The sequence below is a fragment of the Lentilactobacillus senioris DSM 24302 = JCM 17472 genome (assembly GCF_001436555.1).
In the GTDB taxonomy this organism is placed as follows: Bacteria; Bacillota; Bacilli; order Lactobacillales; family Lactobacillaceae; genus Lentilactobacillus; species Lentilactobacillus senioris.
Window position 1 is genome coordinate 533,956 of sequence record NZ_AYZR01000008.1, and the last position, 21,427, is coordinate 555,382.

Genomic DNA, 21,427 nt, shown 5'->3' on the forward strand with positions numbered 1-21,427 from the left:
AACAATTAATTCCCATTTTGCTGCTCCAACAGTGAATTCAACGATGCTTCGCCTTTTTCGCACCAACCAAAAGGTCTCTTAATCCAGACATTCGTTTACTACTTGTTATCATTGCAGTTTCTCTCAAAATAATAAGCTATAATAAAAAAATGGTCAAGTCGATTTAACAATCGGCTGGGTACCATTTTTCAGACCAGCTATGAATAGCAGCCATAATAGGTGCCAATTCTTTGCCTTGTTCAGTTAGTGAATATTCTACAAAGGATGACTCTGGTACGGAATACCGTTCCACAACCCCATCTTCTTCTAATTCACGTAAGCGATCAACCAAAACACGGTCGCTACACTTTTCTACTTGGCGAGAAATTTCTCTAAAACGCAAAGTCCCTTCTTGAAGAAGGACATCAATAATTAGTCCGTTCCATTTTTTACCTAAAAATGAAAAAGTTTTTTCAAACTTCGGACACAGGTAATAACTGTTTAATTGTTCCATTGTTGGGTCAGCTTTCATTTTTATAATCCTTCTTTCTAAAAATTAACCAACGTTTTTAATCAAGGCAGATACCTTGTTTCTAATTGGAGTAAAGAATTCGCGAATAGCTTCATAGTCATCAACTAAAGAAACAATTACACTTTCTCGATATTTTGGTCGGGCTGAAGTTAAGCCCCACATATGCTTCAAAATGATATCTCGTTCTTTAGGTGACAAGCTAGTTACTTTTTCTGCATTTCTCAACGCTACTCTAGGATGAATAAACGCATGAGAACCTAAATCAAATTTAGTGGTTCTCCAGTCATAGTAGAACATGTCATGGAGCAATCCCGCTCTGGCTGTAGCTTTATAATCTAGGTGGTGAGCTTTTGCAATTTTGTAACTGTCAAATGATACTGAGATTGAATGCTCTAAACGAGTAGAGTTGTGATGCTGAGTGTACTCACCTAGTTTTTGAACACTAGGATCGGCTAATAAGTCAGAAACCAATGCAACATATTCAGGATCGTTCTTCCATTCATTATTTAACATGCAATTCCCCTTCTCATTTTTTCTACCAGTATAATACTAGTAATCTCATCGAATAGCAACATATTTGACTATTTTTTTGTTAGTTGAAACATTAAAATACCAGCAGCCACGGCTACGTTCAATGATTCCGCTTTCCCGTTCATCGGAATATAAAGATTTTTAGTAGTGGCAGCTAAGATTTCCGAGCTAGTGCCGTTACCTTCATTTCCCATAATTAACCCAAATGATTCGCCAGTAGGTACTTGATCATAAGCCACCGCTTGAGGATTAAGTTCAGTGCCATACGTAGGAATGTCTTGGTACTCAAATTCAGTTAACCATTCTAACAAATTACCGCTTAAAAGGTTAATATGAAATTGGCTTCCTTGCATGGATCGTACCACTTTAGGGTTATAAAGATCTACAGAACCATCCCCCAAGACCACTCCAGTTAAGCCAGCTGCGTCTGCTGTTCTAACAATCGTGCCAACATTACCGGGATCTTGTAATTGATCTAGTAATAACCATTGACCATGTAAATTATTAGGAATTTTATTTGATTCGTTATTTACTAGCACCGTTGCAAATACCCCTTGCGGAGTTTTGGTAGATGAAATATGCTTAGCTACTTCTTCAGTAATTTCATACCGCATAGTTGTGGTTGGCAGGCTTTTTAATTGATTCCAATCGTTAGGATCCACTACCATAATTTCAACAAGGTCGATTCCCGCTTTTAGGGCTTCAGAAACCAAGTGCCAACCTTCCAATAAATAGGTACCACTTTCTTTTCGACCCTTTTTTGTTTGTAACTTACTCCACCGTTTCACATGGGAATTTTGGTTTGAGGTAATACGTTCAACGTTTTGCATATTAAGCTCCTATATCTAAAAATATAAAATGAGGTGTTATTAATGACTTTAAAAACCATTTCAATTAACGTTACCGGAATTGTTCAAGGCGTGGGATTTCGCTACTATACCATCAAAGCAGCCCGTAAATTAGATCTCACCGGTTGGGTTAAAAATTTACCAGATGGCTCGGTACAAATCATGGCCACCGGTCCAGCTGAACAATTAGATCAATTTAGCGCAGTTGTTAAAAAATCCCCCGCTCCTGCCGGTAAAGTGACTAATTTTACTATCAATTACTTACCCTACCACACTTTTGACGATTTTAACGTTAAATATTAACTAAGTTCTTAGTTTAAATTGAAATAAAGCTAAATTTAAAGTAAGATATTTTTGTTTACTATATATCGGATAAAGAAAGGCAGATTAGATGAAAAAATTCAAACGAGGTGCAACCTTATCGTTACTTGGGGGCCTCGCATTAGTACTAAGTGGCTGTGTTCGGACTAAAAACGGCCACCCTTACGGTTTTGTATATGATTATTTAGCTAAACCAGCTCAACACGTAATGGAATGGCTAACCCAATACGTCGGTAGTTATGGTTGGGCAATTATCGTTTTAACGGTGATTGTCAGAATGGTTTTACTACCCATGATGGTTAGTCAAATGAAAAAGTCCACCATTCAACAAGAAAAAATGCAGTTAGTTAGACCTCAAATGGACATCATTACTAAGCGACAAAAGGAGGCTAAGACCCAAGAAGAGCAAGCTGCTGCTAGTCAACAAATGATGAAACTCTACAGAGATAACGGCATTTCCATGACCGGTGGAATTGGTTGTTTACCATTATTAATTCAAATGCCAATCTTTGCTGCTTTATATGCCGCAATTCGTTACTCACCAGAATTATCCCATACGGTTTTCATGGGTATTCGCTTAGGTGAGACCAGCTGGGTACTAGCAGTGTTGTCATTTTTGGCCTACCTATTACAAGGATACCTTTCCATGTTAGGTACTCCTGCCTCTCAAAAGAAGCAAATGGCTTCCATGATGCTATTGTCACCAATCATGATTTTATTCTTTACCCTGTCAGCACCTGCTGGTTTAGGCCTCTACTTCTTCATTGGTGGTTTGTTCGCCTGCGTTCAAACCCTAATTATTGATTTATATCGTCCTAAAATTAGACGCGATGTTGAAAAGGAAATGGGAGAAATCAAGCAGGTAGTAGTTGATGACATTCCTACTCCCGTAAGTGAAGAACAAGAAGATCATAGTCTTCCTACTTCTCCTAAAAAAAATAATCGTAATCGCAATGCCGGTAAACAGCACCGTAATAAATAAAAAATAGCTTGAATCGTTAATTAACGATTCAAGCTATTTTTTATGATTGCTGATCAATTGGTAACTCAATTTGGAAAATGGAACCATAACCAGGTGAACTTTCAATCGAAATTTTACCGTGGTAAGCATCAATTAATCTAGCAGCAATAGAAAGCCCTAGACCATTACCACCTTTATTACGACTACGAGCCTTATCTACCCGATAAAAACGATCGAACACTTTCTGCAAGTCATCAGCCGCAATTCCTTCACCAAAATCTTGGACAGCTATATTAACCATTGTTTGTGTCTTGGATAACGAAACATGAATTTCTTTTCTAGTTTCAGAATATTTAACCGCATTATCCAACAGAATAATTAGGACTTGCTCAAGATGATTACGATAGATTTTAACAAATAAATCCCTGTTCACATCATTATCTAAAGTAATTACAAAATCCGGATGAATCATTTTAAAATCATTATAAACTTGGTTGACCAGTTCAGAAACATCAGTTACCTCTTCACCGTAATTGACTTCTATTTGCTCAGCTCTAGATAGATCTAACATTTCAGCCACTAAGCTTTGCATACGTTTAGTTTCTTGCAACGAAGCTGTTAGGGATTCCGTTAAAATTTCTGGATCATCTTTTCCCCACCGTAGCAACATTTCCATGTGACCTTGAATCACTGCCACTGGGGTACGCAGTTCATGTGAGACATCTTCAACAAATTGTTGCTGCTGGTCAATATAACGCTGCATTTGATCCAACATATCATTGAATAAATTTCCTAAGGCGGCCAACTCATCATGAGATTGAATACTAGGTACCCGGATATCTGCATCAGGAGTCTTTTTGATTTCATTCATGGTATTTCTGATTTCGTTAATGGGTCTTAATAACCATGCAGTTAGGATATAACCAAATAAAGCTGCGATCAAAACGGCTAACACAATCAAAACAGCGGTTAAGGAAGCTACCTGTCTAACTGTATTGTGGTAACTGTCCAACCTATCAATGACTTGAACGTAACCAACTATTTTCCCCGTTTGGTTAATTAAAGGTTGGCGGCCCACCAAAATTGACTGATTACCACTTTTAACGGTGGTTACCTTTTGCTGTTTTACGGGAGTAAACTTTACCGTTTTAGTTTGGCGAGAACTAAAGAGGCGTTTGGCATGTACATTGTAAATCTCAACGGTAACATCGTGTCTGACCAAATTGGTAGCTAATGAATCGGAATACCAATTTCTTTGTTGCTTAGGCTGGCGATCCTGAAATGCTAAGGCTCCCTCAACGGAGTCACTGGTCAACTGCTTATTAGTATTAATTCGAGTGGTTACTGCCGTTAAGGTATTAGCCACTTGGGTACGTTCCTGCTGTAGCAAGACTCCCGAAAATCGGTAAAATAGTAACACCGTAAATAATGAAACAATTACTAATACCCCAATCCCAGTAGCCAAAGCCCACTTTTGTTTTAACGAGGCTTCATGATTAATAATTCGTTTCCAAAATGATTTCATGAACGCATCACGTATCCTGTCCCCCGTACCGTTTGAATATGACTGGGCTGATCTGCCTTATCAATTTTATTTCTTAGGTACCGGATGTAAACGTCAACCACGTTAGTTTCACTATCTGTATCATGCCCCCACACTTTAGTTAATAGTAAATCGCGAGATAATACCGTATCGATATTTTCCATCAAAATTAAGAGTAATTCATATTCTCGTTTAGTCAGGTTAATTACCTCATTGTCCCTTCTAACAATTCGGCCGTTCTTTTCGATGGTTAGATCTTTAAATTGTATTTTATCTTGTTGTTCGTTAACCACCGGTTGCTGCTTTTCAATCTCAATTCGGCGCAGTAAAGCTCTAATTCTAGCAAGTAGTTCTTCAATTGCAAATGGCTTTACGATATAATCATCGGCACCATGATCAAATCCAGATACGCGATCGATTACTGAATCACGGGCGGTCATCATTATAATGGGGGTATTCTTTTTTTCTCGCAGGCGTCTAGCTACTTCTAGACCATTTAACTCTGGTAGCATTAAGTCTAGTAAAATGACGTCAAATGTCTCATCTAGTGCCGTTTGAAGACCAGATCTCCCATCCAATGCTACTTGAATATCGTAGCCTTCATGTTTTAATTCTAGCTCCACAAATCGGGCTAGGTTTTTTTCATCTTCAATAATTAAAATTCGACTCATGTAGTGTTACTCCCTATTTCAACTCTTTATTTAGTTGGATGTAAGTTCTCTATAATTTTAACATACTATTTTTAGGTTTTCAGACGTTCATGTTTGCTTAACTAAAGGAAAATCATTCTTTACTAAACTATAAAAAGAAGTTAAATAAAAATTATTGTTCATAATTTCACTTGAATCACCATTTTATTTATGTTTTAATAATAGCGTTCCAAAGTTGAGATAAAGAGAGGTTTTTTGGATATGAAAGCTGCAGTTGTAAGAGATTCTGTTGATGGTTACGTTGATATTAAGGATGTTGAACTCCGTCCCATCAAAGCTGGTGAAGCACTAGTTAAAGTTGAATATTGTGGATTATGTCACACTGATTTGCACGTTGCTGCCGGTGATTTTGGTAAAGTTCCTGGTAGAATTATTGGTCACGAAGGCGTTGGTCGGGTAATTGAAGTTGCCGATGACGTTACTAACTTAAAATTAGGTGATCGTGTTTCTATCGCCTGGTTCTTCAAAGGTTGCGGCCACTGTGAATATTGTAATACCGGTCGTGAAACTCTTTGCCGGAACGTAGAAAATGCTGGTTTCACCGTTGATGGTGCCATGGCCGAAGAAGTCATTGTTGATGCTAACTACGCTGTTAAAGTACCAGAAGAATTAGATCCTGTAGAAGCTACTTCCCTTACCTGTGCCGGAGTTACTATGTACAAAGCCTTAAAAGTTGGTGAAACTCGTCCAGGTCAATGGGTTGAAGTTGTTGGTGCTGGTGGATTAGGTAACCTTGCAGTTCAATTGGCTCACAATGTTTTTGGTGCTCACGTAGTTGCTGTCGATGGTAACGATGCTAAATTAGCTGCTGCTAAAGAAAATGGTGCTGATATTACTATTAACCGTCATGATCCAGATGTTGCTGAACAAATCCAAGCTAAAGTTGGCGGTGTCCACAACTCTCAAATTACTGCAGTTAATACTGACGCTTTTACCACCTCTGTGAACGCTTTACGTCCAGATGGTAAATTAGTCGCAGTTGCCCTTCCTAAGGGTGATATGGCCCTTAATATTGATAAAACCGTATTAGATGGCATTCAAGTTGCTGGTTCATTGGTAGGAACTCGCCAAGACCTAGCAGAAACTTTCCAATTCGGTGCCGAACGTAAGGTAAAACCAATTGTTCAAACTCGTCGGTTAGAAGAAATCAATGATATCATTGATGAGATGAAGAACAACCAAATTGTTGGTCGAATGGTTATTGACTTTACCCAAGAATAATAATTAATTTGAAATCTTTCTTACACAAAAGAGGTAAATAATGTCTTTAAGACATTATTTACCTCTTTTTATTTGAAACTATTAAATGGCAAAATAAAAACCCTCGTTAGAATCCATGGTGTTCTAAGCAAGGGTTGTTTATTATTTAACGTTCATAACCTGACGGCCATCGTAGTAACCACAACTAGGACAAACTTTGTGTGATGCACGAAGTTCGCCACAGTTTGGGCATGCGCTCAAGTTAGGAGTATCTAACTTGATATGGGTCCGACGTAAACGCTTCTTAGTCTTTGAAGTTCGACGTGCTGGTGTAGCCAATTCAAACCCCTCCTTTTAATAAAATATCCACTAGTGAAATTTTATGTCTAATCTTCACTATCATCAAAGAATTGAGATAATTTAGCTAGACGTGGATCAACTTTTTTAGTATCTTCTTGGCGTTTTTGAAATTCCTCAGAACTCAAAACTTCCCAATCGTTTCCCTTCGGCATTTCTTCATTGCCGGCAATTTCGTCAGAAGATAAAACGATCATTGGAATTTGTAACACAATGTTTTCGGTCACGGCGTTATCAATGTCGATTTTTCCATCTTCATTAACCATGAATACCGCTTCTTCATCATCGTATCGTTGTTCCGCTGCCTTGCTGTTGACGTAAATTTCATCCATCTGAAAATCAACTGGTAAGTCTACTGGCTTTAAAGAACGAGTGGAAGGAACCGTTAAAGTACCTTCTACATGTAGTGAAGTCACTACATCACCTTTATCAGTAAACGCTACTCCAGAAATTTTAAACTCAGATGCATTCAAAACTTGGTCTGGGAAACGTTGTAATAACTGCTGCTTAACATCAATAGTTTCATTAATCTCAAGCGGCCGATTGCTAGAGTAATCTTTAAGTTCGTTAAAATATAATTTCACTTCTAGTCCTCCAATGCAACATGTCTCATTATACTGACTACTTAAAAGCTTGTCAAGGTGAATTCCTTGATAGCATAACTAACTTAATTTAATAAGCGGGTGGTGATAAAAATCCTGTTGCTGATTAGTTACTAATTGCCTTAACATCCCTGCCCGGTAATCTAATGCTAGTTCCTGCTTACTCAAATCATCTGTTACTTTGGTAATTAATGGTAACTCCAATTTCTTCTTTTCTTGATTTAAATATGCTTGACCAACAGCATTAAATCCCAAAATACGTAAGTAATCGCTAGGAATCTTCATTTCTGAATCATAAACATGCATTAGTACGTAAACGCATAAACGTTGGATCCGGGTATAAGTATACCGCTTCGTCTTCACTCCTCGAAGAAACTCTTCAAAACTAGTAGCCTGATTAGCTACCTGTTTTAATCGATACTCAATTCCTTCAGTCATTTGGTAAATACGCTTTAATTCCGCAATGGGAGTAGCTACTAGTTCATATCGTAACAACGGCCAGAAATCTTTCCAGGTAACCATCTGAACATCATCAATTAACTGATAAGTAGCCATTGGTAATTGCTTTTTTAATTCCGACTTATTTAAAGTCTGGATTGCTGTTCTAATAGCTGAAGCACTGCTAATAGCGCCCGTAGTTAAATTAGTATCCTGGTGGTCACTTCCCACTCGCTGAATAGGTACTAGTTCAATATTAGCTCCTTGCTGTGCCTTAGCATTAGCGTAACTAAAAAACAAAATATCATTAGATCGATTAACTGTAATTCCGGTGGTTTTGGTTAAATAATCGCTATACTGCGTCGCAAACGTTTGATCAAATTGCTTAAATTGGTTTTTATCAGGCTGATTAGCAATCAACTTTTGATAGTCTAAATCTGGAGTCTCAGCCCCAAATGATAGCCAAGTAGCATGGAGAGCCTCTGCTAATTTAACGCCACCTTCAGCAAACAAATGAGCTGGTTGAACCGCATAATTAAATGGTAATTCTACTACGAGGTCAACCCCACCGGCTAAGGCCAGTTGAGTTCTTTGCCACTTGTCAAATGCAGCCGGCTCTCCTCGTTGAACCCAGTTACCACTTAATAAAGCGATCACTACATCAGCTCCTGTTTTCTCCTTGGCTGCCTTTAATTGATACAGATGACCATTATGAAATGGGTTATATTCAGCGATAATCGCTACCGCTTTCATGCTACCCCTCCTTGATACATTCAAAGAACCAGCGCTTAACTTTTGCCTTGTAACCATGCTTACCAAAATCAGTAGTCACAGTAACAGTATCAAAACCAGCAGCTTGCAACATTTGTTGATAATCCTTAACTTCGTAAGTTCTTTCCTGATGAAGCTCTTCATAGCGTTCATAGTTATTTTGTTGCTCATTAAACTGAAAAAAGCTTAGTTCATGTTCAACAGAATGCGGGGCAAACTCTCCTTGATAGCTGGTCCACATGAATGCACGATCATCATCTTGATAGTTATACATATAGCCTGGGTAAACCTCATCAGTTTGATATGGAGTGATCACATCAAACAAAAATTTACCACCAGGTTTAATATGCTGATTGATTTGCTGAAATGCTTTAAGTAAATCTGCTTGATCAACCAAATAACACAGTGAATCATCAAAACAGGTTACTACGTCAAAAACTGGCAGGTCTGACAGATCTCTCATATCCACCTGCACCAAGTTAGGCGTTAAACCAGCATTAATTAAATGCTCACTGGCCAATGCCAACATATCATCAGATAAGTCGCCACCAGTGACTTGATAACCATTAGATTGCAATATAACTGCTAATCTACCAGTCCCGCAGGCTAAATCCAAAATAGATTCATCGGTATTCACTCGCTTAGTAGTATATGCTGCCCACTTATCGTACATTTCCGGATCAAACAGGTCGTCATAAAATTGAGCAAATTCTTGATAAATCATTATTCCGTAATCCAGTCCGTTACATTAAGCATTGGCGCATCAGACCAAAGTTTTTCTAAATTATAAAATTCACGAGTTTCTTTTTGGAAGACATGGACAATTACGTCACCTAAATCCACTAGAATCCATTCAGCTTTAGTTTTACCACTAACTTGATAAATTTTGACGTCGTTTTCTTCCATTTGGTCAATAATGTCTTCCGCAATGGCTTTAACTTGTCTGTTGGAATTAGCATCCACAATGACAAAATAATCGGCCATTAAGCTTTGTTGCATATCTAACACGACAATATCTTCACCGCGTTTGCTATCAGCAGCTTTCACTGCTAATTCTGCTATTTTTTTACTATCCATTGTTACTCCTTAGTTTGTACCGGTACCCAAGCATTATACGTGATAATTGTTTGAGGATAGACCGGAAGTTTGTTTTCAATTAAATATGAAAGGGTTTGTTGAGTCTGGCAGCTAACCCCCGCTGCTAAAGAGATTTCCGTAGCTTCCCGAGCCTTGCTAACCCCTGGGAAGTCTCTACCGGGTTCGATATAGTCCGCCATATAGACAATTTGAGCTAATTTGCTCATATATTGATGACCAACCGTATGGTACTCCACCGCTTTTAAAATATCAATATTTTCAATTTGTAGTTCCTTAGCGACAAACAACCAGCCAACTACTCCGTGCCAAATGGCATTACCGTAATTCAATAAGTTATCATCTAAGCGATACTGCTTAATAGCCCTAATAAAATCAGCATCTGGTCGTTGCTTAGCGTAGTCATGAACCAAACCAGCGATACTAGCTTTTTCAACAGATTCTCCGTACTTTTGAGCTAATTGAATAGCGGTCTGCTCTACTCGCAAAACATGGTTGAATCTACTGGGAGTTAGCGCTTCTTGTAGCTTTTTAACTAACTCTGTTCTACTAAGTGGCGTGTACTTACCAGTATAGCTAATTTCTGATTCTGACTTATTCATACAACTGATGCTCCTTTATATATTGTTCTACCGCCTTTGGCACCATGTAATTAATTGATTGGTGTTGTTTAACCTTACTTCTAATTAACGTCGAAGAAATATCAATAAACGGCACATCAACCCAAATGATGGGATATGGCGAAGTTTGTTCGTATCCATGACGTTTTATTCCTACAAAGTGGACCAAATTAACTAACTCATCAATTTGGTACCATTTAGGAAGATATTCAACCATGTCTCCACCAATGATGAAGTAATATTCCGTCTCCGGATGAGCCTGATGAAGTGCTCTCATGGTATCGACTGTATAACTAACCCCTCCGCGAATCACTTCACTCATTTCAATACAAAATCGAGGATTATCAGCAATTGCTCTATTAATCATTGCTACTCGATCCGCAGCTGGAATAGCTATTTTTTTATCAACGTGAGGCGGCGTAGCATCTGGCATAAACCGAATCTGTTCCAAACCCAATTGATTTAATACTTGGTCAGCAATAATTAAATGACCCAAGTGAATTGGATTAAAGGTGCCACCTAAAATACCGATTTTGCGTGAGTTTTCATTTTTTTGCCTAATGGGTTGTGTCTCTATGACGGTCGTTGCTTGCCGTTGTGCATTTGCCATTTGATCGATCTCCTACATTTTGAATACGTCTTTAGAAATATTTTGATTTTCATCATCTTCGGATGGCATAAATAGCAATAGTACTCGACCAATGGTTTGAACCACGGTGATATTACTATTTTTTTCAACATAATTTTTAACATCTGATGTAGTTACATCGGCATTTTGTAGTACGTTGACTTTCATTAACTCTCGTTTATTTAACGCTCCAGTAACTTCTTGCAACCAAACTGGTGATAAACCATTTTTACCAATTGAAAAGACTGGCCGATAACCATTAGCTAATGCGCGTAAATAACGTTTTTGTTTTCCTCTAAGTTCCATATAAACTCCTCTTTAAATCATTGCTGGTCTAATTAATACGGCCACTCCCTCAGGAGCATATCCGGCAACTGTTACCCCGGCTGGAACTGTAATCCAACCCAAACCTTCTAAAACAATGTCACTTTTTTTATCTGTCTTAAATTCGTGGCGTACTAACTTAGGAAAATCAGCTACATTTTCAGCAGTTGGTGGGGTCAACATTTCACCAACGTGTTTTTCATAAAAATTAGTAGCATTTTCTAACTTAGTTCTATGAACGAATAAATTATTTTCTACATATAACGTAAAACCATGCTTCGCATCACCAGCCACATAATCAAATCGAGCTACTCCGCCCAAAAAAAGCGTTTGAGCCGGGTTTAATTGATAAACTCGTGGCTTAATTGTTTTATTGGGAGTAACTAATTTTAATTCTTTTCCACTTAACAAGTGAGCCACTTGTTCAGGTTGAATAATCCCAGGAGTATCTACAATTTTTTGCCCATCATCTAACGGGATATTGATTTGGTCTAACGTAGTTCCCGGGAATCTAGAAGTGGTAATTAATTCTTTAATTCCGGTAGCCTGCTTAATAATTTGATTAATTAAGGTAGATTTACCAACGTTAGTTACCCCTACCACATATACATCTTTACCATCTCGTAACTTATCGATCTGACCTAATAATTGATCAACGTTCTGATTACTCTTAGCAGAAACCAATGCTACGTCTGCTGGCCGAATACCGGCTGCGTTAGCTCGTTGGCGGAGCCAATCTTTTACTTTGCTAGTCTTAATTGAATTTGGTAAAATATCGAGTTTATTTCCAACTAATAAGACATCATTATTACCAACAAATCTATGCAAACCAGGAATTAGACTACCATTAACATCAAAGATATCAACCACATAGACGATTAAAGAATTGGTATCTCGAATTTGGCTTAGCAATTTCAAAAAATCATCATCGGTCAAACTAACCGGAGTAATTTCATTATAATGCCGAAGTCTAAAGCAACGTTGGCAATACACCTCTCCATTAGCTAATCCTTTATCTAAAGCTGATTGAGGAGTGTAACCCAGCTGATCTTTATCTTCTGTTTGCACCTTAGCTCCACAACCAATACAGTGAACTACTTGGCCTTCAAATACGACATCATTTGTTTCAGTCATTCATTTCTCCTTTTAAATTACCAATGCATTTCGGGATACTTAGCTTGAACTTTTTTCCAAACAATTCGTTCAAGATTACGGTTAATCGTGGTATTCCAAGCATCGTTAGGAACTAACGGTTTAACTAAGATACAGTCAATTCCACACCGATTGGCTGCCCGTACGTCGGTCAATACCTGATCACCAATCATCACTACCTCAGAACGATTTAAATGCCACTTTTTAATCGCGCGATTAATTCCAATCCCTGTTGGTTTTAATGCCCTGGACACAAATTTCAATCCTAAAGGTTCAATTGCTTTGGCAATTCGTTTTTTACTATTATTAGAAACTACAATAACACTAATTCCGCTATCTTTCATTTGTTTTAACCAGGGTCTTAGCCGGGGATCTCCTAAGGACTTATCCCACGGCATTAAAGTATTATCTAGATCCGTAAAAATAGTAGTAAGTTGATTTTGTTTTAAAAATGCTGGAGTAACTTCAAAAATGGATTCAAACATCCACGTTGGTTTAAATTGTTCTAACATAATAAACCCCTAACTTACTGCCCCTTATCAAAAAAACTTCCACCCTCAAAAAAGCGGTGAAAGTTTTCAATGATTATTTAAGGGCTTTTTTTGCTTCGTCAGTTAATGCTTTAAATGCATCAGCATCGTTAACTGCTAAATCAGCCAACATTTTACGGTTCATATCAATGTTAGCTAATTTCAAACCGTGCATGAATTGGCTGTAGCTAAGATCGTTCATCCGAGCAGCAGCATTGATCCGGGCAATCCATAATTTACGGAAATTACCTTTGTTAGCGCGACGATCACGGAAAGCATAAGTTTCCGATTTCATTACTTGATCTTTAGCGGTCTTGAATAGGCTGTGCTTTGCACCACGGTAACCTTTAGCAAGTTTTAAAACTCGTTTCCGACGTGCGTGTGTAACTGTTCCACCTTTAACTCGTGGCATAATAAATTCCTCCTGTGTAAATCAAAAATTAGATAAGTTATTCGGTTATTATTTAGAAAGCATCTTAATGTAACGCTTTACGTTAGTTGCATCCATCATGCTAGTACCACGTAATTGGCGACGTTGCTTCTTAGTCTTACCGTGGAAACGGTGGCTAGTGTATGCATTGGCACTCTTTAGACCACCATTAGCAGTTTTCTTGAAACGCTTTGCAGCGGCACGGTTTGATTTTTGTTTAGGCATTGATCTAAATCCTCCTTAAAATAATTCGCTTTTATTTCTTGTCGCTTTCTTTAGGGGCGAGCATTAAGAACATGCTACGTCCATCCATTTTAGGCTTTTGTTCAACACTAGCAACATCAGCAGTTTCTTCGGCCATTCGGTCAAGAACTTTTCTACCAATGTCCTTGTGAGTAATTGCCCGGCCCTTGAACCGGATAGAAACTCGAACTTTTTCGCCTTTAGCCAAGAATTTACGTGCGTTTTTTAGTTTAGTATTGAAGTCATTGACATCAATTACTGGACTCAAACGAACTTCCTTGACATTTACAATCTTTTGCTTTTTACGGGATTCACGATCTTTCTTTTGTTGTTCAAATCGGTACTTTCCGTAGTCCAAAATCTTAGCAACTGGTGGTTTGGCCTTCGGAGCGACCAATACAAGATCCAAATCAGCATCATCAGCAAGTTTAAGTGCTTCGTCACGACTTTTAACACCCAATTGATCCCCATCGGCACCGATCAGACGAACTTCACGAGCTCTAATTCCGTCGTTAACCATCATATCCTTTGCTATGGTAATTCACCTCCAAATTTTAAACAAAAAGCAGAAAGAGCGGACGCAAGCGCCCGCTCTGATATAGCGATTAACACAATTGTTAATCGAATTCGATATCAAGCCCAGTGATTAGAATCACTAAGGCGAGAAGCGGGTTGCTTCTGCTTTCATTTCAACTTCATAATCATACCATCACTGACGATAAGTGTCAATAATTAGTTTTGTTGCCGCCGGTTATAACCTTCCATGGGTACTTCACGAGCTAAAAAGCGAATTCGCTGCATCAATCGTTGCGCTTTTAAGGGTTCATCATCACCGCGTTGATTGACTCGCAGATGTTCATTAGCCAACTGGTCCATTGTAAAATTAGAACTAAAAAACGTCGGCAGTTGTTGCTGCATCCGATATTCTAAAATCACACCCAATACGTCATCTCTAATCCATGAAGACATAGAGTCGGCACCAATATCATCCAGCATCAAAATCGGCGCTTTTTTAATTCGATCAACCTGTTCTGCTACAGTATTATTACCAATCGCAGACTTCATTTCCACCGCAAAGCTGGGAAAATGAACTAAAGTGGTTTTAATCCCCTTCTCAGCTAGCTCATTAGCAAGCGCTCCTAGTAAATATGTTTTGCCAACCCCAAACGGACCGGATAGATAAATTCCTGGTTCGAATCCGGGTTCTTGTACCTGATCCACAAAATTTAAGGCAGCATCTAAAGCGTTAAACCGCTCAGCATCGTGATCAAACTTGCTCAATCTGGCTTGTCGAATATCTTTAGGCATCATGATTGTTACGATTCTTTGTTGCAACGCTTTTTGCTGCTTTTTCGCAACTACTTCGGGTGAAGCCGTGTAAGAGATATCGATTAGGTGATCATTAACCACTAGCCGAGGGAAATACCCAGGAGCAAATGTTTTTTCTCCCTTGGCTACCTGTTGCTTATCATTATAAAATTCGTATAGTTTAGCAGCTCCTCGAGAAACAGCTCCATCAGCCAATTGATCTTGATTTTGAGTCAAAAACGCATTCACGTCCTCATCTGCCATTACCCGTTTCATGATCTCGGCAAACTTAGCGTTAAAGTTAGTTTGTTGGCCCATCATGGCCTTAATTTCGTCTCCTAGTTTCTTCACGACCGTTCACCAGCTTTCATTTTTTTAATTTATTAAGTCGTTCCTGTAACTTCTTTTCCTGTTCAGGAGTTAATTTGGTTGCGTTTTTAGCAGGAGTAGTCGTTTTAGCCCACTCCGGCAATGTTTCTTTGATATTTTTACGACCGTTGCCGTTACGAGAACGGGCAGTTTTAGTGGTTGACTTTTGTTTTCTTTCTTGAAGTTTAATAATAGCCTGTTCTGCCGTTACAATTTTTTGCTGACTCCAGTCGTTAGCAATTGTTTCAGATAGGCTCTTATTTAACGTAGCATGCTGTTCATCAACCAATAAATGGTAAATCAGGATATTAATTACCGAATTACTCAAAATATGCCGACCAATTAAATCTCGCACCAATCGTTCTTCTCCTGCCGTAACAAATCCATGTTTTTGCTTTTTAATTTGTTGCAAAAATTGGAGGGGAGCCATTTGCCCAGCAAATTTAGTAATTTGTATCTGTTGTGACGTCAAATTACTTCCAGTATCAGTTTTAACGGTCTCTTCAACACTAGTGTTTTGCAAATCCCTTTTCTCAGGTGCCCTGAAATCATTAGAAATTACCGTTTTTAATTTCTTAACATCTAACCGATTAGTTTGTAAATTGACCGCCTTTAGTACATATTTTCCCATTTGTACTTCATCAATACCATACAATGCACTTTCGGTTTGAATAACTTCCATAGCCAACTTTACACTATCCAACTCAACAAAACTATTTTCTAAGATACTTAGTAATAATTTTTCGTCCAAGGGGCGCTCTTGGTTGGTATTTTGTGGGCCTACCTGAAAATCTCCCAATTGGTTTTTAACTTGAGTTAATTGAGCCTGGTTCCGCTTCATTCGCTCCACAATTAATGGAAAAGTATCAGTTACAGAAGCCGTAACTTCTTCAGCCTCTTCTGGAATATTTTGTTTGGGAACCATTCTGTTTTGAACTTGCTGAAAAACCTGATCTCCCAATTTTTCCAACAACAAAATAGTTAATAGATCAGTAGCAAAAAACTCTTTGGAAGATAAAGGTCTTCGCACCAAATACATTACTTGATTCTTACTATTAACTAACCAGGTCTTTAAAAGTCCGCAGGCTTCTAACATTTTACGATCAGTTTCTAATTGATTAATACTAACATTTAATAAACTTTGCAATTCAAAGTGGGTATGAATTTGGTTGGGCTGTTCTTGAAAAACAGCTAAGTTTTTAAGCTGAAAATAAAGCCCTAGTGCGCTTGTGCCCACAATAGGACCGTATAAACTATTTAAAATCTCCGTTGCATTTTCAAAAACCTCATCTGACACGACTAAAAAAGGGGTATTGGGAGTCATTTTAGATGCCAGATCAATCATCCCCCTTTTCATTTTGTCGGTCCCGTTCCATGATTTCTTTTAACTCTTCATAAAAGACGGACATATCTTTAAACTGTCGGTAAACACTAGCAAATCGAATATACGAAATTTCATCCAAATTAACCAGCTCTTCCATGACGTACTCGCCAATTTGTTGACTAGTAATTTCATTATCTCCGGCAGCTCTAATTTTGTTTTCAATTTTATCAACCAAGCTAGTGATGGAATTCATTGATACTGGCCGTTTTTCTGCTGATCTTACAATTCCCTTAGTTAATTTTTCTCGACTAAATTCTTCGCGGTTACCATTTTTCTTAATAACTAATAAAGGGGTTACTTCAACCCTCTCAAACGTGGTGAATCGAAACCCACACCGTTCACATTCACGGCGTCGACGAATAGCACGTCCATCATCTGTGGGCCGACTATCTACTACCTTAGAACCATTATTACCACAATGGGGGCATTGCATTTTACTTCACCTCTTTAAAATACTTGCTGCTTGTTTAACCAGCCAACAACTTGTTGATAGGTTTTATCTTTAGTATCGGAATTATAGATCACGTAGTCAGCCAACAGTTGTTTAATCTCAATTGGCCACTGAGCCTTAATTCGCTGGTTAGCTTGCGTGATGGATAACTGGTTGCGACTCATCAATCTTTGTAGTTGGATATTTGCAGTACAGCTAACCATCAACACCTCATCTACTAACTGCTGATAACCATTTTCAAACAAGGTAGGAGAATCTAATACAATTAAAGGATGACTAGCTAAATTCCGAATTTCCTTGGTTATTTGATTTCGAATAAATGGATCAATGGTTCGAACTAAAAGTCTTAGTTTTTCAACATCAGAGAACACTATTTGACCTAAAAGCTGGCGATTTAACTGACCGTCGCTTTGCAATATGCTAACACCAAATTCAGTTACTATTGCGTCCAAGCCAAGAGTATCCTTAGCTTCTACCTGCCTAGTAATTTGATCAGCATCCACAATCGGAATTCCCTGTTGGTTCAAAAATGAACTAACTAGTGACTTTCCCGTTGCGATTCCTCCAGTTAATCCTACAATTTTACTCATTATGATCTCCGTGCAATTGTTGGCAGTACGGACAAAAACTAGTTCCCCGCTGAGCTACTTTAATCTTTTCGATAGTGGTACCACAACGAAGACAGGGCTCTCCTTTTCTGCCATAAACTTGTAAATAGTTCTGAAAACTTCCAGCTTCTCCGTACGCATTGGAATATGAATGCACCGTAGTTCCGTGGCCCGCAATTGCCCGCTGAATTTCATCAATGATATTAGCTCTTAAATCAGCAATTTGAGCTTCCGGAATTTCGTTGACTGGTTGGAGAGGATGAATTTTGCTCATCCACAAAACTTCATCTACATAGATATTGCCTAAACCGGCAATGTTACTCTGATCAAGCAAGAATGGCTTTACCTGACGTTTACCATGTTTAAAAATATCTAGCATATAGTCTAATGATAAATCTTCTTCGGTTGGTTCAGGACCAATAGTTTGTAATCCCGCAACTTCAAATTCAGTTCCGGTTTTCACTAAATTCATTCTACCGAATTTACGGGTGTCGTTATATCTTAACTCCCGCCCATCAGCTAAATGAAAAACAATATGAGTATGCTTACCTAAAGTCTCTCCTTCGGGTTCCACATCATATTTACCTTCCATCCGAAGATGGGAAATAATTGTATAGCCATTGCTAATTCTGAATAATAAATACTTACCTCGCCGATCAATTTGTTCAATAGTTTGACCTTGTAAAGTCTCATTAAAATCCTCTGGCGTTACGTTAATCATCTTAGGATATAAAACATCTACACTAGTAATTTGGCTATCTTTTACTAATTGAGTTAATCCTCGACGAACGGTTTCTACTTCTGGTAATTCAGGCAATTGTAATCCCCCTTACTTAGCGTCGTACCAAGTTTTACCGTAATGGCTTTCTACCTTTAATGGAATTGCTAATTTAACAGCAGAATCCATAATTTGAGGCACGATCTTTTTAATTTCATCTAGTTCAGATAACGGCACTTCAAAAATCAACTCATCATGAACTTGAAGTAACATTTTAGTTTGATAACCTTCTAATGCCTTATCCATACTAATCATTGCTTTTTTAATAATGTCAGCAGCACTACCTTGAATTGGTGTATTCATAGCTGTTCGCTCTGCGAATGATCTTCTATTAAAATTACTGGAGTTAATATCTGGTAGATAACGCCGACGTTTTTCTAGTGTCTCTACATAACCGTGTTCTTTAGCAAAATCTACAATTTCAGAAACATACTGTTTAACTCCTGGATATTCCTCAAAGTAACGGTCAATAAACTGCTTAGCCTGCTTTCGAGTAATACCAGTATTTTGGGCTAGTCCATAATCACTAATTCCATAAACAATTCCAAAGTTTACCGCCTTTGCTTGGCGTCTTAATTCTGGGGTCACTTGTTCGTTAGAGTCTAACCCGAAAATTCTACGAGCTGTAGCAGCATGGATATCTTCTCCTTCGCGGAAGGCTTCTTGCATATTTTTATCGCCACTAATAGACGCTAATACCCGTAATTCAATTTGAGAGTAATCTGATGAAAAAATTACTTCCTCACTGTGAGAAGGAACGAAAGCGGATCGAATCTGTTTACCTTCCTCTGATCTAATTGGAATATTTTGTAAGTTAGGATCGACTGATGACAATCGCCCAGTAGCAGTCAGAGTTTGTAGGTATCTTGTATGAATCTTGCCATCATCTGGATTAATCACCTTTAACAACCCAGTAATATAAGTGGATAACAGCTTAGAAACTTGACGATAATCTAATACGCTTTGCACAATAGGAGCATCAGGAGCTAATTTTTCTAAAACGTCAACCGCAGTAGAATAACCGGTCTTAGTTTTTTTAATGACTGGTAACTTGAGCTTATCAAATAAAATGTGCCCCAACTGTTTAGGTGAGCCAATATTAAACTCTTCGCCTGCTTGTCGGTATATTTCAACTTCTAATTCAGCCATTCGTTCCTTTAATTTGCTGCCCATTTCCTCTAAGCGATTTGCTTCAACGGTAATTCCCGCAATTTCCATTCTTGCCAAAACTAGTGCCATTGGCAATTCCATTTTCCAATATAAATCAGTTTGATTATGCTTATCTAAATCGGTAAACAAATCATCTTTTAAGCTGCCAATAGCTGCTACTTTATGAACCAAATGGGCTAAAAATTCCGGTTGGTCTACCGGAATATTTCGTTTAGCACCTTTACCGTAAACTTCTTCATCGGTTTTCACGTTTTGGTATTCGTGTTCTCTAGCCACTACCGCTACATCATTGCTATTATTGGCAGGATTAAGTAGATAAGAAGCTAATAATAGATCAAAATTAACCCCAGCTAACTTAATTCCTAAATTATTTAAGGCTACATAAGTTTTTTTAGCGTCAAAGACATTCTTTTTAACATCGTTATTCTCTAATAATTTAACCAACACTTCATCGTTTAATAACTCTACATTATTAGTGACAAACCAATGTTCCGCGTTACCTAATGCAAAACCAACAACCTTAGCTGTATGATAATTTTCATCATCTAGTTCAACCTGTAATTCCATTTCTGAATCCCAATTAGCCAATTCAGCTAGTTTGTCAGCCGTAAGTTCTTGATATTCAATTTTAGAATAAGAATCTTGAGCATTGGCTGCCGGATCCATAGCTGCCAAAAAGGACTTAAAATCCATTCGCTCATAGAAATCAATTAACTTAGGTATATTAGGACCGGTATATTTACAGTCAACTAAACTAATAGTTAAAGGTGCCTGCCGATTAATCGTAGCTAGTTCTCTGGCTAGTTCAGCTTTACTTCGATCAGCCAATAAGTTTTCTCGCAACTTATTACCACTAACATCATCAAAATGATCATAAATACCAGCAATACTCCCAAATTGTTGAATTAATTTTTGGGCAGTCTTATCGCCAACTTTAGTAACACCAGGATAATTATCAGAAGTGTCACCTTTAAGCCCCTTAATTTCAACAATTTGATCCGGTCTTACTCCTAATTTTTCTAAAACATAACTAGGAGTGTAGGTTTCCAATTCGGTTACTCCTTTTTTAGAAACCTGCACGGTGGTTAGTTCAGAAGTCAGCTGAGTTAAGTCCCGATCTCCAGTAATCACTGTGATTTCATAGTCACCCGCCTCTTCAGCTTCCCTCGCTAAAGTGCCAATGATATCATCAGCTTCATAGTTTGCTAACTCATAGGTTTTAATTCCTCTGTCTTCAACTAACTCCCGAATGAACGGCATTTGTTCAGATAATTCACTAGGGGTCTTAGACCGGCCGCTCTTATAACCTTCATATTTTTCAGTTCTAAAAGTGGTTTTCCCCGCATCAAAAGCAACTAATGCCTCGTCAGGTTGTTCTGCCGCTAATACCTTATCTAGCATTCGGTTAAATCCATAAATCGCACTCGTATGGAGTCCCTCACTATTCGTAAAGCGATCAAGTGACTGATACAGGGCAAAAAAAGCTTTAAATGCGATGCTATTTCCGTCAATTAGCAGTAATTTTTTGGGCATTATTTTCTCCT

27 protein-coding genes and 2 other annotated features (1 of these 29 cut by a window edge) are annotated in these 21,427 nt (G+C 38.1%); of the genes, 3 read left to right on the forward strand and 24 right to left on the reverse strand.

The genetic code is table 11. The features are described 5' to 3' along the window. Positions 1–121, reverse strand: a binding site (T-box leader) (it extends 99 nt beyond the left edge of the window). Positions 122–163: 42 nt separating this feature from the next. From FC56_RS05985 to FC56_RS05995, 3 genes are all read right to left on the reverse strand, one after another. Continuing rightward, positions 164–511 carry a winged helix-turn-helix transcriptional regulator gene (locus FC56_RS05985; RefSeq protein ID WP_056978397.1) on the reverse strand — a complete coding sequence of 116 codons (348 nt, stop codon included), beginning with the start codon at positions 509–511 and terminating at the stop codon, positions 164–166. A 24-nt stretch (positions 512–535) separates the two neighbouring features. Further along, positions 536–1,024 (reverse strand): HD domain-containing protein, encoded by a 489-nt coding sequence (locus FC56_RS05990; RefSeq protein ID WP_056978398.1) that lies wholly within the window; start codon positions 1,022–1,024, stop codon positions 536–538. Positions 1,025–1,092: 68 nt separating this feature from the next. Continuing rightward, the gene (locus FC56_RS05995; protein WP_056978399.1) at positions 1,093–1,872 is read right to left on the reverse strand and encodes a TrmH family RNA methyltransferase; all 780 of its coding nucleotides are present in this window, start codon (positions 1,870–1,872) and stop codon (positions 1,093–1,095) included. Between the two features lie 42 nt (positions 1,873–1,914). Here FC56_RS05995 and FC56_RS06000 point away from each other — a divergent pair, with 42 nt between their 5' ends. Beyond that, a complete protein-coding gene (locus tag FC56_RS06000; protein ID WP_056978400.1) occupies positions 1,915–2,193 on the forward strand; it encodes an acylphosphatase in 279 nt (92 codons plus the stop codon). Positions 2,194–2,281: 88 nt separating this feature from the next. Then, on the forward strand, positions 2,282–3,193 hold the full coding sequence (gene yidC, locus FC56_RS06005; RefSeq protein WP_056978401.1) for a membrane protein insertase YidC: 912 nt from the start codon (positions 2,282–2,284) through the stop codon (positions 3,191–3,193). A 40-nt stretch (positions 3,194–3,233) separates the two neighbouring features. Here the strand turns inward: yidC and FC56_RS06010 are convergent, their stop codons facing one another. Then, the gene (locus FC56_RS06010; protein WP_056978402.1) at positions 3,234–4,697 is read right to left on the reverse strand and encodes a HAMP domain-containing sensor histidine kinase; all 1,464 of its coding nucleotides are present in this window, start codon (positions 4,695–4,697) and stop codon (positions 3,234–3,236) included. Continuing rightward, positions 4,694–5,386 carry a response regulator transcription factor gene (locus FC56_RS06015; RefSeq protein ID WP_056978403.1) on the reverse strand — a complete coding sequence of 231 codons (693 nt, stop codon included), beginning with the start codon at positions 5,384–5,386 and terminating at the stop codon, positions 4,694–4,696. The genes FC56_RS06010 and FC56_RS06015 overlap by 4 nt, the downstream gene beginning before the upstream one ends. 240 nt (positions 5,387–5,626) lie before the next feature. Between FC56_RS06015 and adhP the strand changes: the two genes are divergently transcribed. Further along, positions 5,627–6,646: an alcohol dehydrogenase AdhP gene (adhP, locus tag FC56_RS06020; RefSeq protein WP_054669878.1), complete on the forward strand. Its 1,020-nt coding sequence runs from the start codon at positions 5,627–5,629 to the stop codon at positions 6,644–6,646. Between the two features lie 141 nt (positions 6,647–6,787). Here adhP and rpmF read toward each other — a convergent pair whose 3' ends face one another. The 19 genes from rpmF to polA form a co-directional block, all read right to left on the reverse strand. Continuing rightward, entirely contained in the window at positions 6,788–6,964 is a 177-nt protein-coding gene (gene rpmF / locus FC56_RS06025) for a 50S ribosomal protein L32 (protein WP_054669882.1), read from the reverse strand. Between the two features lie 47 nt (positions 6,965–7,011). Continuing rightward, positions 7,012–7,566, reverse strand: coding sequence for a YceD family protein (locus tag FC56_RS06030; RefSeq protein WP_054669885.1), 555 nt, complete (start codon positions 7,564–7,566; stop codon positions 7,012–7,014). 78 nt (positions 7,567–7,644) lie between these two features. Further along, positions 7,645–8,775: a nucleotidyltransferase gene (locus tag FC56_RS06035; RefSeq protein WP_056978404.1), complete on the reverse strand. Its 1,131-nt coding sequence runs from the start codon at positions 8,773–8,775 to the stop codon at positions 7,645–7,647. 1 nt (position 8,776) lies between these two features. Next, entirely contained in the window at positions 8,777–9,517 is a 741-nt protein-coding gene (locus FC56_RS06040; RefSeq protein WP_054669894.1) for a class I SAM-dependent DNA methyltransferase, read from the reverse strand. Continuing rightward, the gene (gene rsfS, locus FC56_RS06045; protein WP_054669896.1) at positions 9,517–9,870 is read right to left on the reverse strand and encodes a ribosome silencing factor; all 354 of its coding nucleotides are present in this window, start codon (positions 9,868–9,870) and stop codon (positions 9,517–9,519) included. The genes FC56_RS06040 and rsfS overlap by 1 nt, the downstream gene beginning before the upstream one ends. Positions 9,871–9,872: 2 nt before the next feature. Beyond that, positions 9,873–10,490, reverse strand: a complete 618-nt coding sequence (gene yqeK / locus FC56_RS06050) for a bis(5'-nucleosyl)-tetraphosphatase (symmetrical) YqeK (protein WP_056978405.1) — start codon at positions 10,488–10,490, stop codon at positions 9,873–9,875. Further along, on the reverse strand, positions 10,483–11,118 hold the full coding sequence (locus FC56_RS06055; protein WP_056978406.1) for a nicotinate-nucleotide adenylyltransferase: 636 nt from the start codon (positions 11,116–11,118) through the stop codon (positions 10,483–10,485). The genes yqeK and FC56_RS06055 overlap by 8 nt, the downstream gene beginning before the upstream one ends. A gap of 12 nt (positions 11,119–11,130) precedes the next feature. Beyond that, a complete protein-coding gene (locus FC56_RS06060) occupies positions 11,131–11,442 on the reverse strand; it encodes a YhbY family RNA-binding protein (protein ID WP_054669903.1) in 312 nt (103 codons plus the stop codon). Positions 11,443–11,454: 12 nt separating this feature from the next. Further along, complete coding sequence (gene yqeH / locus FC56_RS06065; protein ID WP_056978407.1) at positions 11,455–12,594, reverse strand: ribosome biogenesis GTPase YqeH; 1,140 nt, start codon at positions 12,592–12,594, stop codon at positions 11,455–11,457. A 17-nt stretch (positions 12,595–12,611) separates the two neighbouring features. Continuing rightward, positions 12,612–13,124: a YqeG family HAD IIIA-type phosphatase gene (locus tag FC56_RS06070; RefSeq protein ID WP_056978408.1), complete on the reverse strand. Its 513-nt coding sequence runs from the start codon at positions 13,122–13,124 to the stop codon at positions 12,612–12,614. A gap of 73 nt (positions 13,125–13,197) precedes the next feature. Continuing rightward, on the reverse strand, positions 13,198–13,554 hold the full coding sequence (gene rplT, locus FC56_RS06075) for a 50S ribosomal protein L20 (RefSeq protein WP_056978409.1): 357 nt from the start codon (positions 13,552–13,554) through the stop codon (positions 13,198–13,200). 48 nt (positions 13,555–13,602) lie between these two features. Next, a complete protein-coding gene (gene rpmI, locus FC56_RS06080) occupies positions 13,603–13,797 on the reverse strand; it encodes a 50S ribosomal protein L35 (protein ID WP_054669913.1) in 195 nt (64 codons plus the stop codon). 31 nt (positions 13,798–13,828) lie between these two features. Beyond that, a complete protein-coding gene (infC, locus tag FC56_RS06085) occupies positions 13,829–14,356 on the reverse strand; it encodes a translation initiation factor IF-3 (protein ID WP_082620590.1) in 528 nt (175 codons plus the stop codon). 19 nt (positions 14,357–14,375) lie between these two features. Beyond that, positions 14,376–14,505: a sequence feature (ribosomal protein L20 leader region), on the reverse strand. A 42-nt stretch (positions 14,506–14,547) separates the two neighbouring features. Further along, a complete protein-coding gene (gene dnaI / locus FC56_RS06090) occupies positions 14,548–15,474 on the reverse strand; it encodes a primosomal protein DnaI (RefSeq protein WP_056978410.1) in 927 nt (308 codons plus the stop codon). Between the two features lie 16 nt (positions 15,475–15,490). Next, positions 15,491–16,837 carry a DnaD domain protein gene (locus tag FC56_RS06095; RefSeq protein WP_056978411.1) on the reverse strand — a complete coding sequence of 449 codons (1,347 nt, stop codon included), beginning with the start codon at positions 16,835–16,837 and terminating at the stop codon, positions 15,491–15,493. Further along, on the reverse strand, positions 16,830–17,309 hold the full coding sequence (gene nrdR, locus FC56_RS06100; RefSeq protein ID WP_056978412.1) for a transcriptional regulator NrdR: 480 nt from the start codon (positions 17,307–17,309) through the stop codon (positions 16,830–16,832). Before nrdR ends, FC56_RS06095 begins: the two co-directional genes overlap by 8 nt. A gap of 14 nt (positions 17,310–17,323) precedes the next feature. Next, a complete protein-coding gene (gene coaE, locus FC56_RS06105; protein WP_054669924.1) occupies positions 17,324–17,917 on the reverse strand; it encodes a dephospho-CoA kinase in 594 nt (197 codons plus the stop codon). After that, on the reverse strand, positions 17,910–18,752 hold the full coding sequence (gene mutM / locus FC56_RS06110) for a DNA-formamidopyrimidine glycosylase (RefSeq protein ID WP_054669927.1): 843 nt from the start codon (positions 18,750–18,752) through the stop codon (positions 17,910–17,912). The genes coaE and mutM overlap by 8 nt, the downstream gene beginning before the upstream one ends. A 12-nt stretch (positions 18,753–18,764) precedes the next feature. Then, the gene (gene polA / locus FC56_RS06115; RefSeq protein ID WP_056978413.1) at positions 18,765–21,416 is read right to left on the reverse strand and encodes a DNA polymerase I; all 2,652 of its coding nucleotides are present in this window, start codon (positions 21,414–21,416) and stop codon (positions 18,765–18,767) included. Positions 21,417–21,427 lie beyond the last annotated feature (11 nt).

What these genes read in the sequence shown, in the direction of transcription:
- FC56_RS06000 (WP_056978400.1), top strand. Translation starts at nt 1,915, where the DNA reads ATGACTTTAAAAACCATTTCAATTAACGTTACCGGAATTGTTCAAGGC.
- yqeH (WP_056978407.1), bottom strand. Translation starts at nt 12,594, where the DNA reads ATGACTGAAACAAATGATGTCGTATTTGAAGGCCAAGTAGTTCACTGT.
- FC56_RS06060 (WP_054669903.1), bottom strand. Translation starts at nt 11,442, where the DNA reads ATGGAACTTAGAGGAAAACAAAAACGTTATTTACGCGCATTAGCTAAT.
- adhP (WP_054669878.1), top strand. Translation starts at nt 5,627, where the DNA reads ATGAAAGCTGCAGTTGTAAGAGATTCTGTTGATGGTTACGTTGATATT.
- FC56_RS05985 (WP_056978397.1), bottom strand. Translation starts at nt 511, where the DNA reads ATGAAAGCTGACCCAACAATGGAACAATTAAACAGTTATTACCTGTGT.
- nrdR (WP_056978412.1), bottom strand. Translation starts at nt 17,309, where the DNA reads ATGCAATGCCCCCATTGTGGTAATAATGGTTCTAAGGTAGTAGATAGT.
- FC56_RS06035 (WP_056978404.1), bottom strand. Translation starts at nt 8,775, where the DNA reads ATGAAAGCGGTAGCGATTATCGCTGAATATAACCCATTTCATAATGGT.
- FC56_RS06095 (WP_056978411.1), bottom strand. Translation starts at nt 16,837, where the DNA reads ATGATTGATCTGGCATCTAAAATGACTCCCAATACCCCTTTTTTAGTC.
- FC56_RS05990 (WP_056978398.1), bottom strand. Translation starts at nt 1,024, where the DNA reads ATGTTAAATAATGAATGGAAGAACGATCCTGAATATGTTGCATTGGTT.
- FC56_RS06040 (WP_054669894.1), bottom strand. Translation starts at nt 9,517, where the DNA reads ATGATTTATCAAGAATTTGCTCAATTTTATGACGACCTGTTTGATCCG.
- coaE (WP_054669924.1), bottom strand. Translation starts at nt 17,917, where the DNA reads ATGAGTAAAATTGTAGGATTAACTGGAGGAATCGCAACGGGAAAGTCA.
- yidC (WP_056978401.1), top strand. Translation starts at nt 2,282, where the DNA reads ATGAAAAAATTCAAACGAGGTGCAACCTTATCGTTACTTGGGGGCCTC.
- rpmI (WP_054669913.1), bottom strand. Translation starts at nt 13,797, where the DNA reads ATGCCTAAACAAAAATCAAACCGTGCCGCTGCAAAGCGTTTCAAGAAA.
- FC56_RS06015 (WP_056978403.1), bottom strand. Translation starts at nt 5,386, where the DNA reads ATGAGTCGAATTTTAATTATTGAAGATGAAAAAAACCTAGCCCGATTT.
- rsfS (WP_054669896.1), bottom strand. Translation starts at nt 9,870, where the DNA reads ATGGATAGTAAAAAAATAGCAGAATTAGCAGTGAAAGCTGCTGATAGC.
- FC56_RS05995 (WP_056978399.1), bottom strand. Translation starts at nt 1,872, where the DNA reads ATGCAAAACGTTGAACGTATTACCTCAAACCAAAATTCCCATGTGAAA.
- polA (WP_056978413.1), bottom strand. Translation starts at nt 21,416, where the DNA reads ATGCCCAAAAAATTACTGCTAATTGACGGAAATAGCATCGCATTTAAA.
- FC56_RS06055 (WP_056978406.1), bottom strand. Translation starts at nt 11,118, where the DNA reads ATGGCAAATGCACAACGGCAAGCAACGACCGTCATAGAGACACAACCC.
- yqeK (WP_056978405.1), bottom strand. Translation starts at nt 10,490, where the DNA reads ATGAATAAGTCAGAATCAGAAATTAGCTATACTGGTAAGTACACGCCA.
- FC56_RS06070 (WP_056978408.1), bottom strand. Translation starts at nt 13,124, where the DNA reads ATGTTAGAACAATTTAAACCAACGTGGATGTTTGAATCCATTTTTGAA.
- FC56_RS06010 (WP_056978402.1), bottom strand. Translation starts at nt 4,697, where the DNA reads ATGAAATCATTTTGGAAACGAATTATTAATCATGAAGCCTCGTTAAAA.
- rplT (WP_056978409.1), bottom strand. Translation starts at nt 13,554, where the DNA reads ATGCCACGAGTTAAAGGTGGAACAGTTACACACGCACGTCGGAAACGA.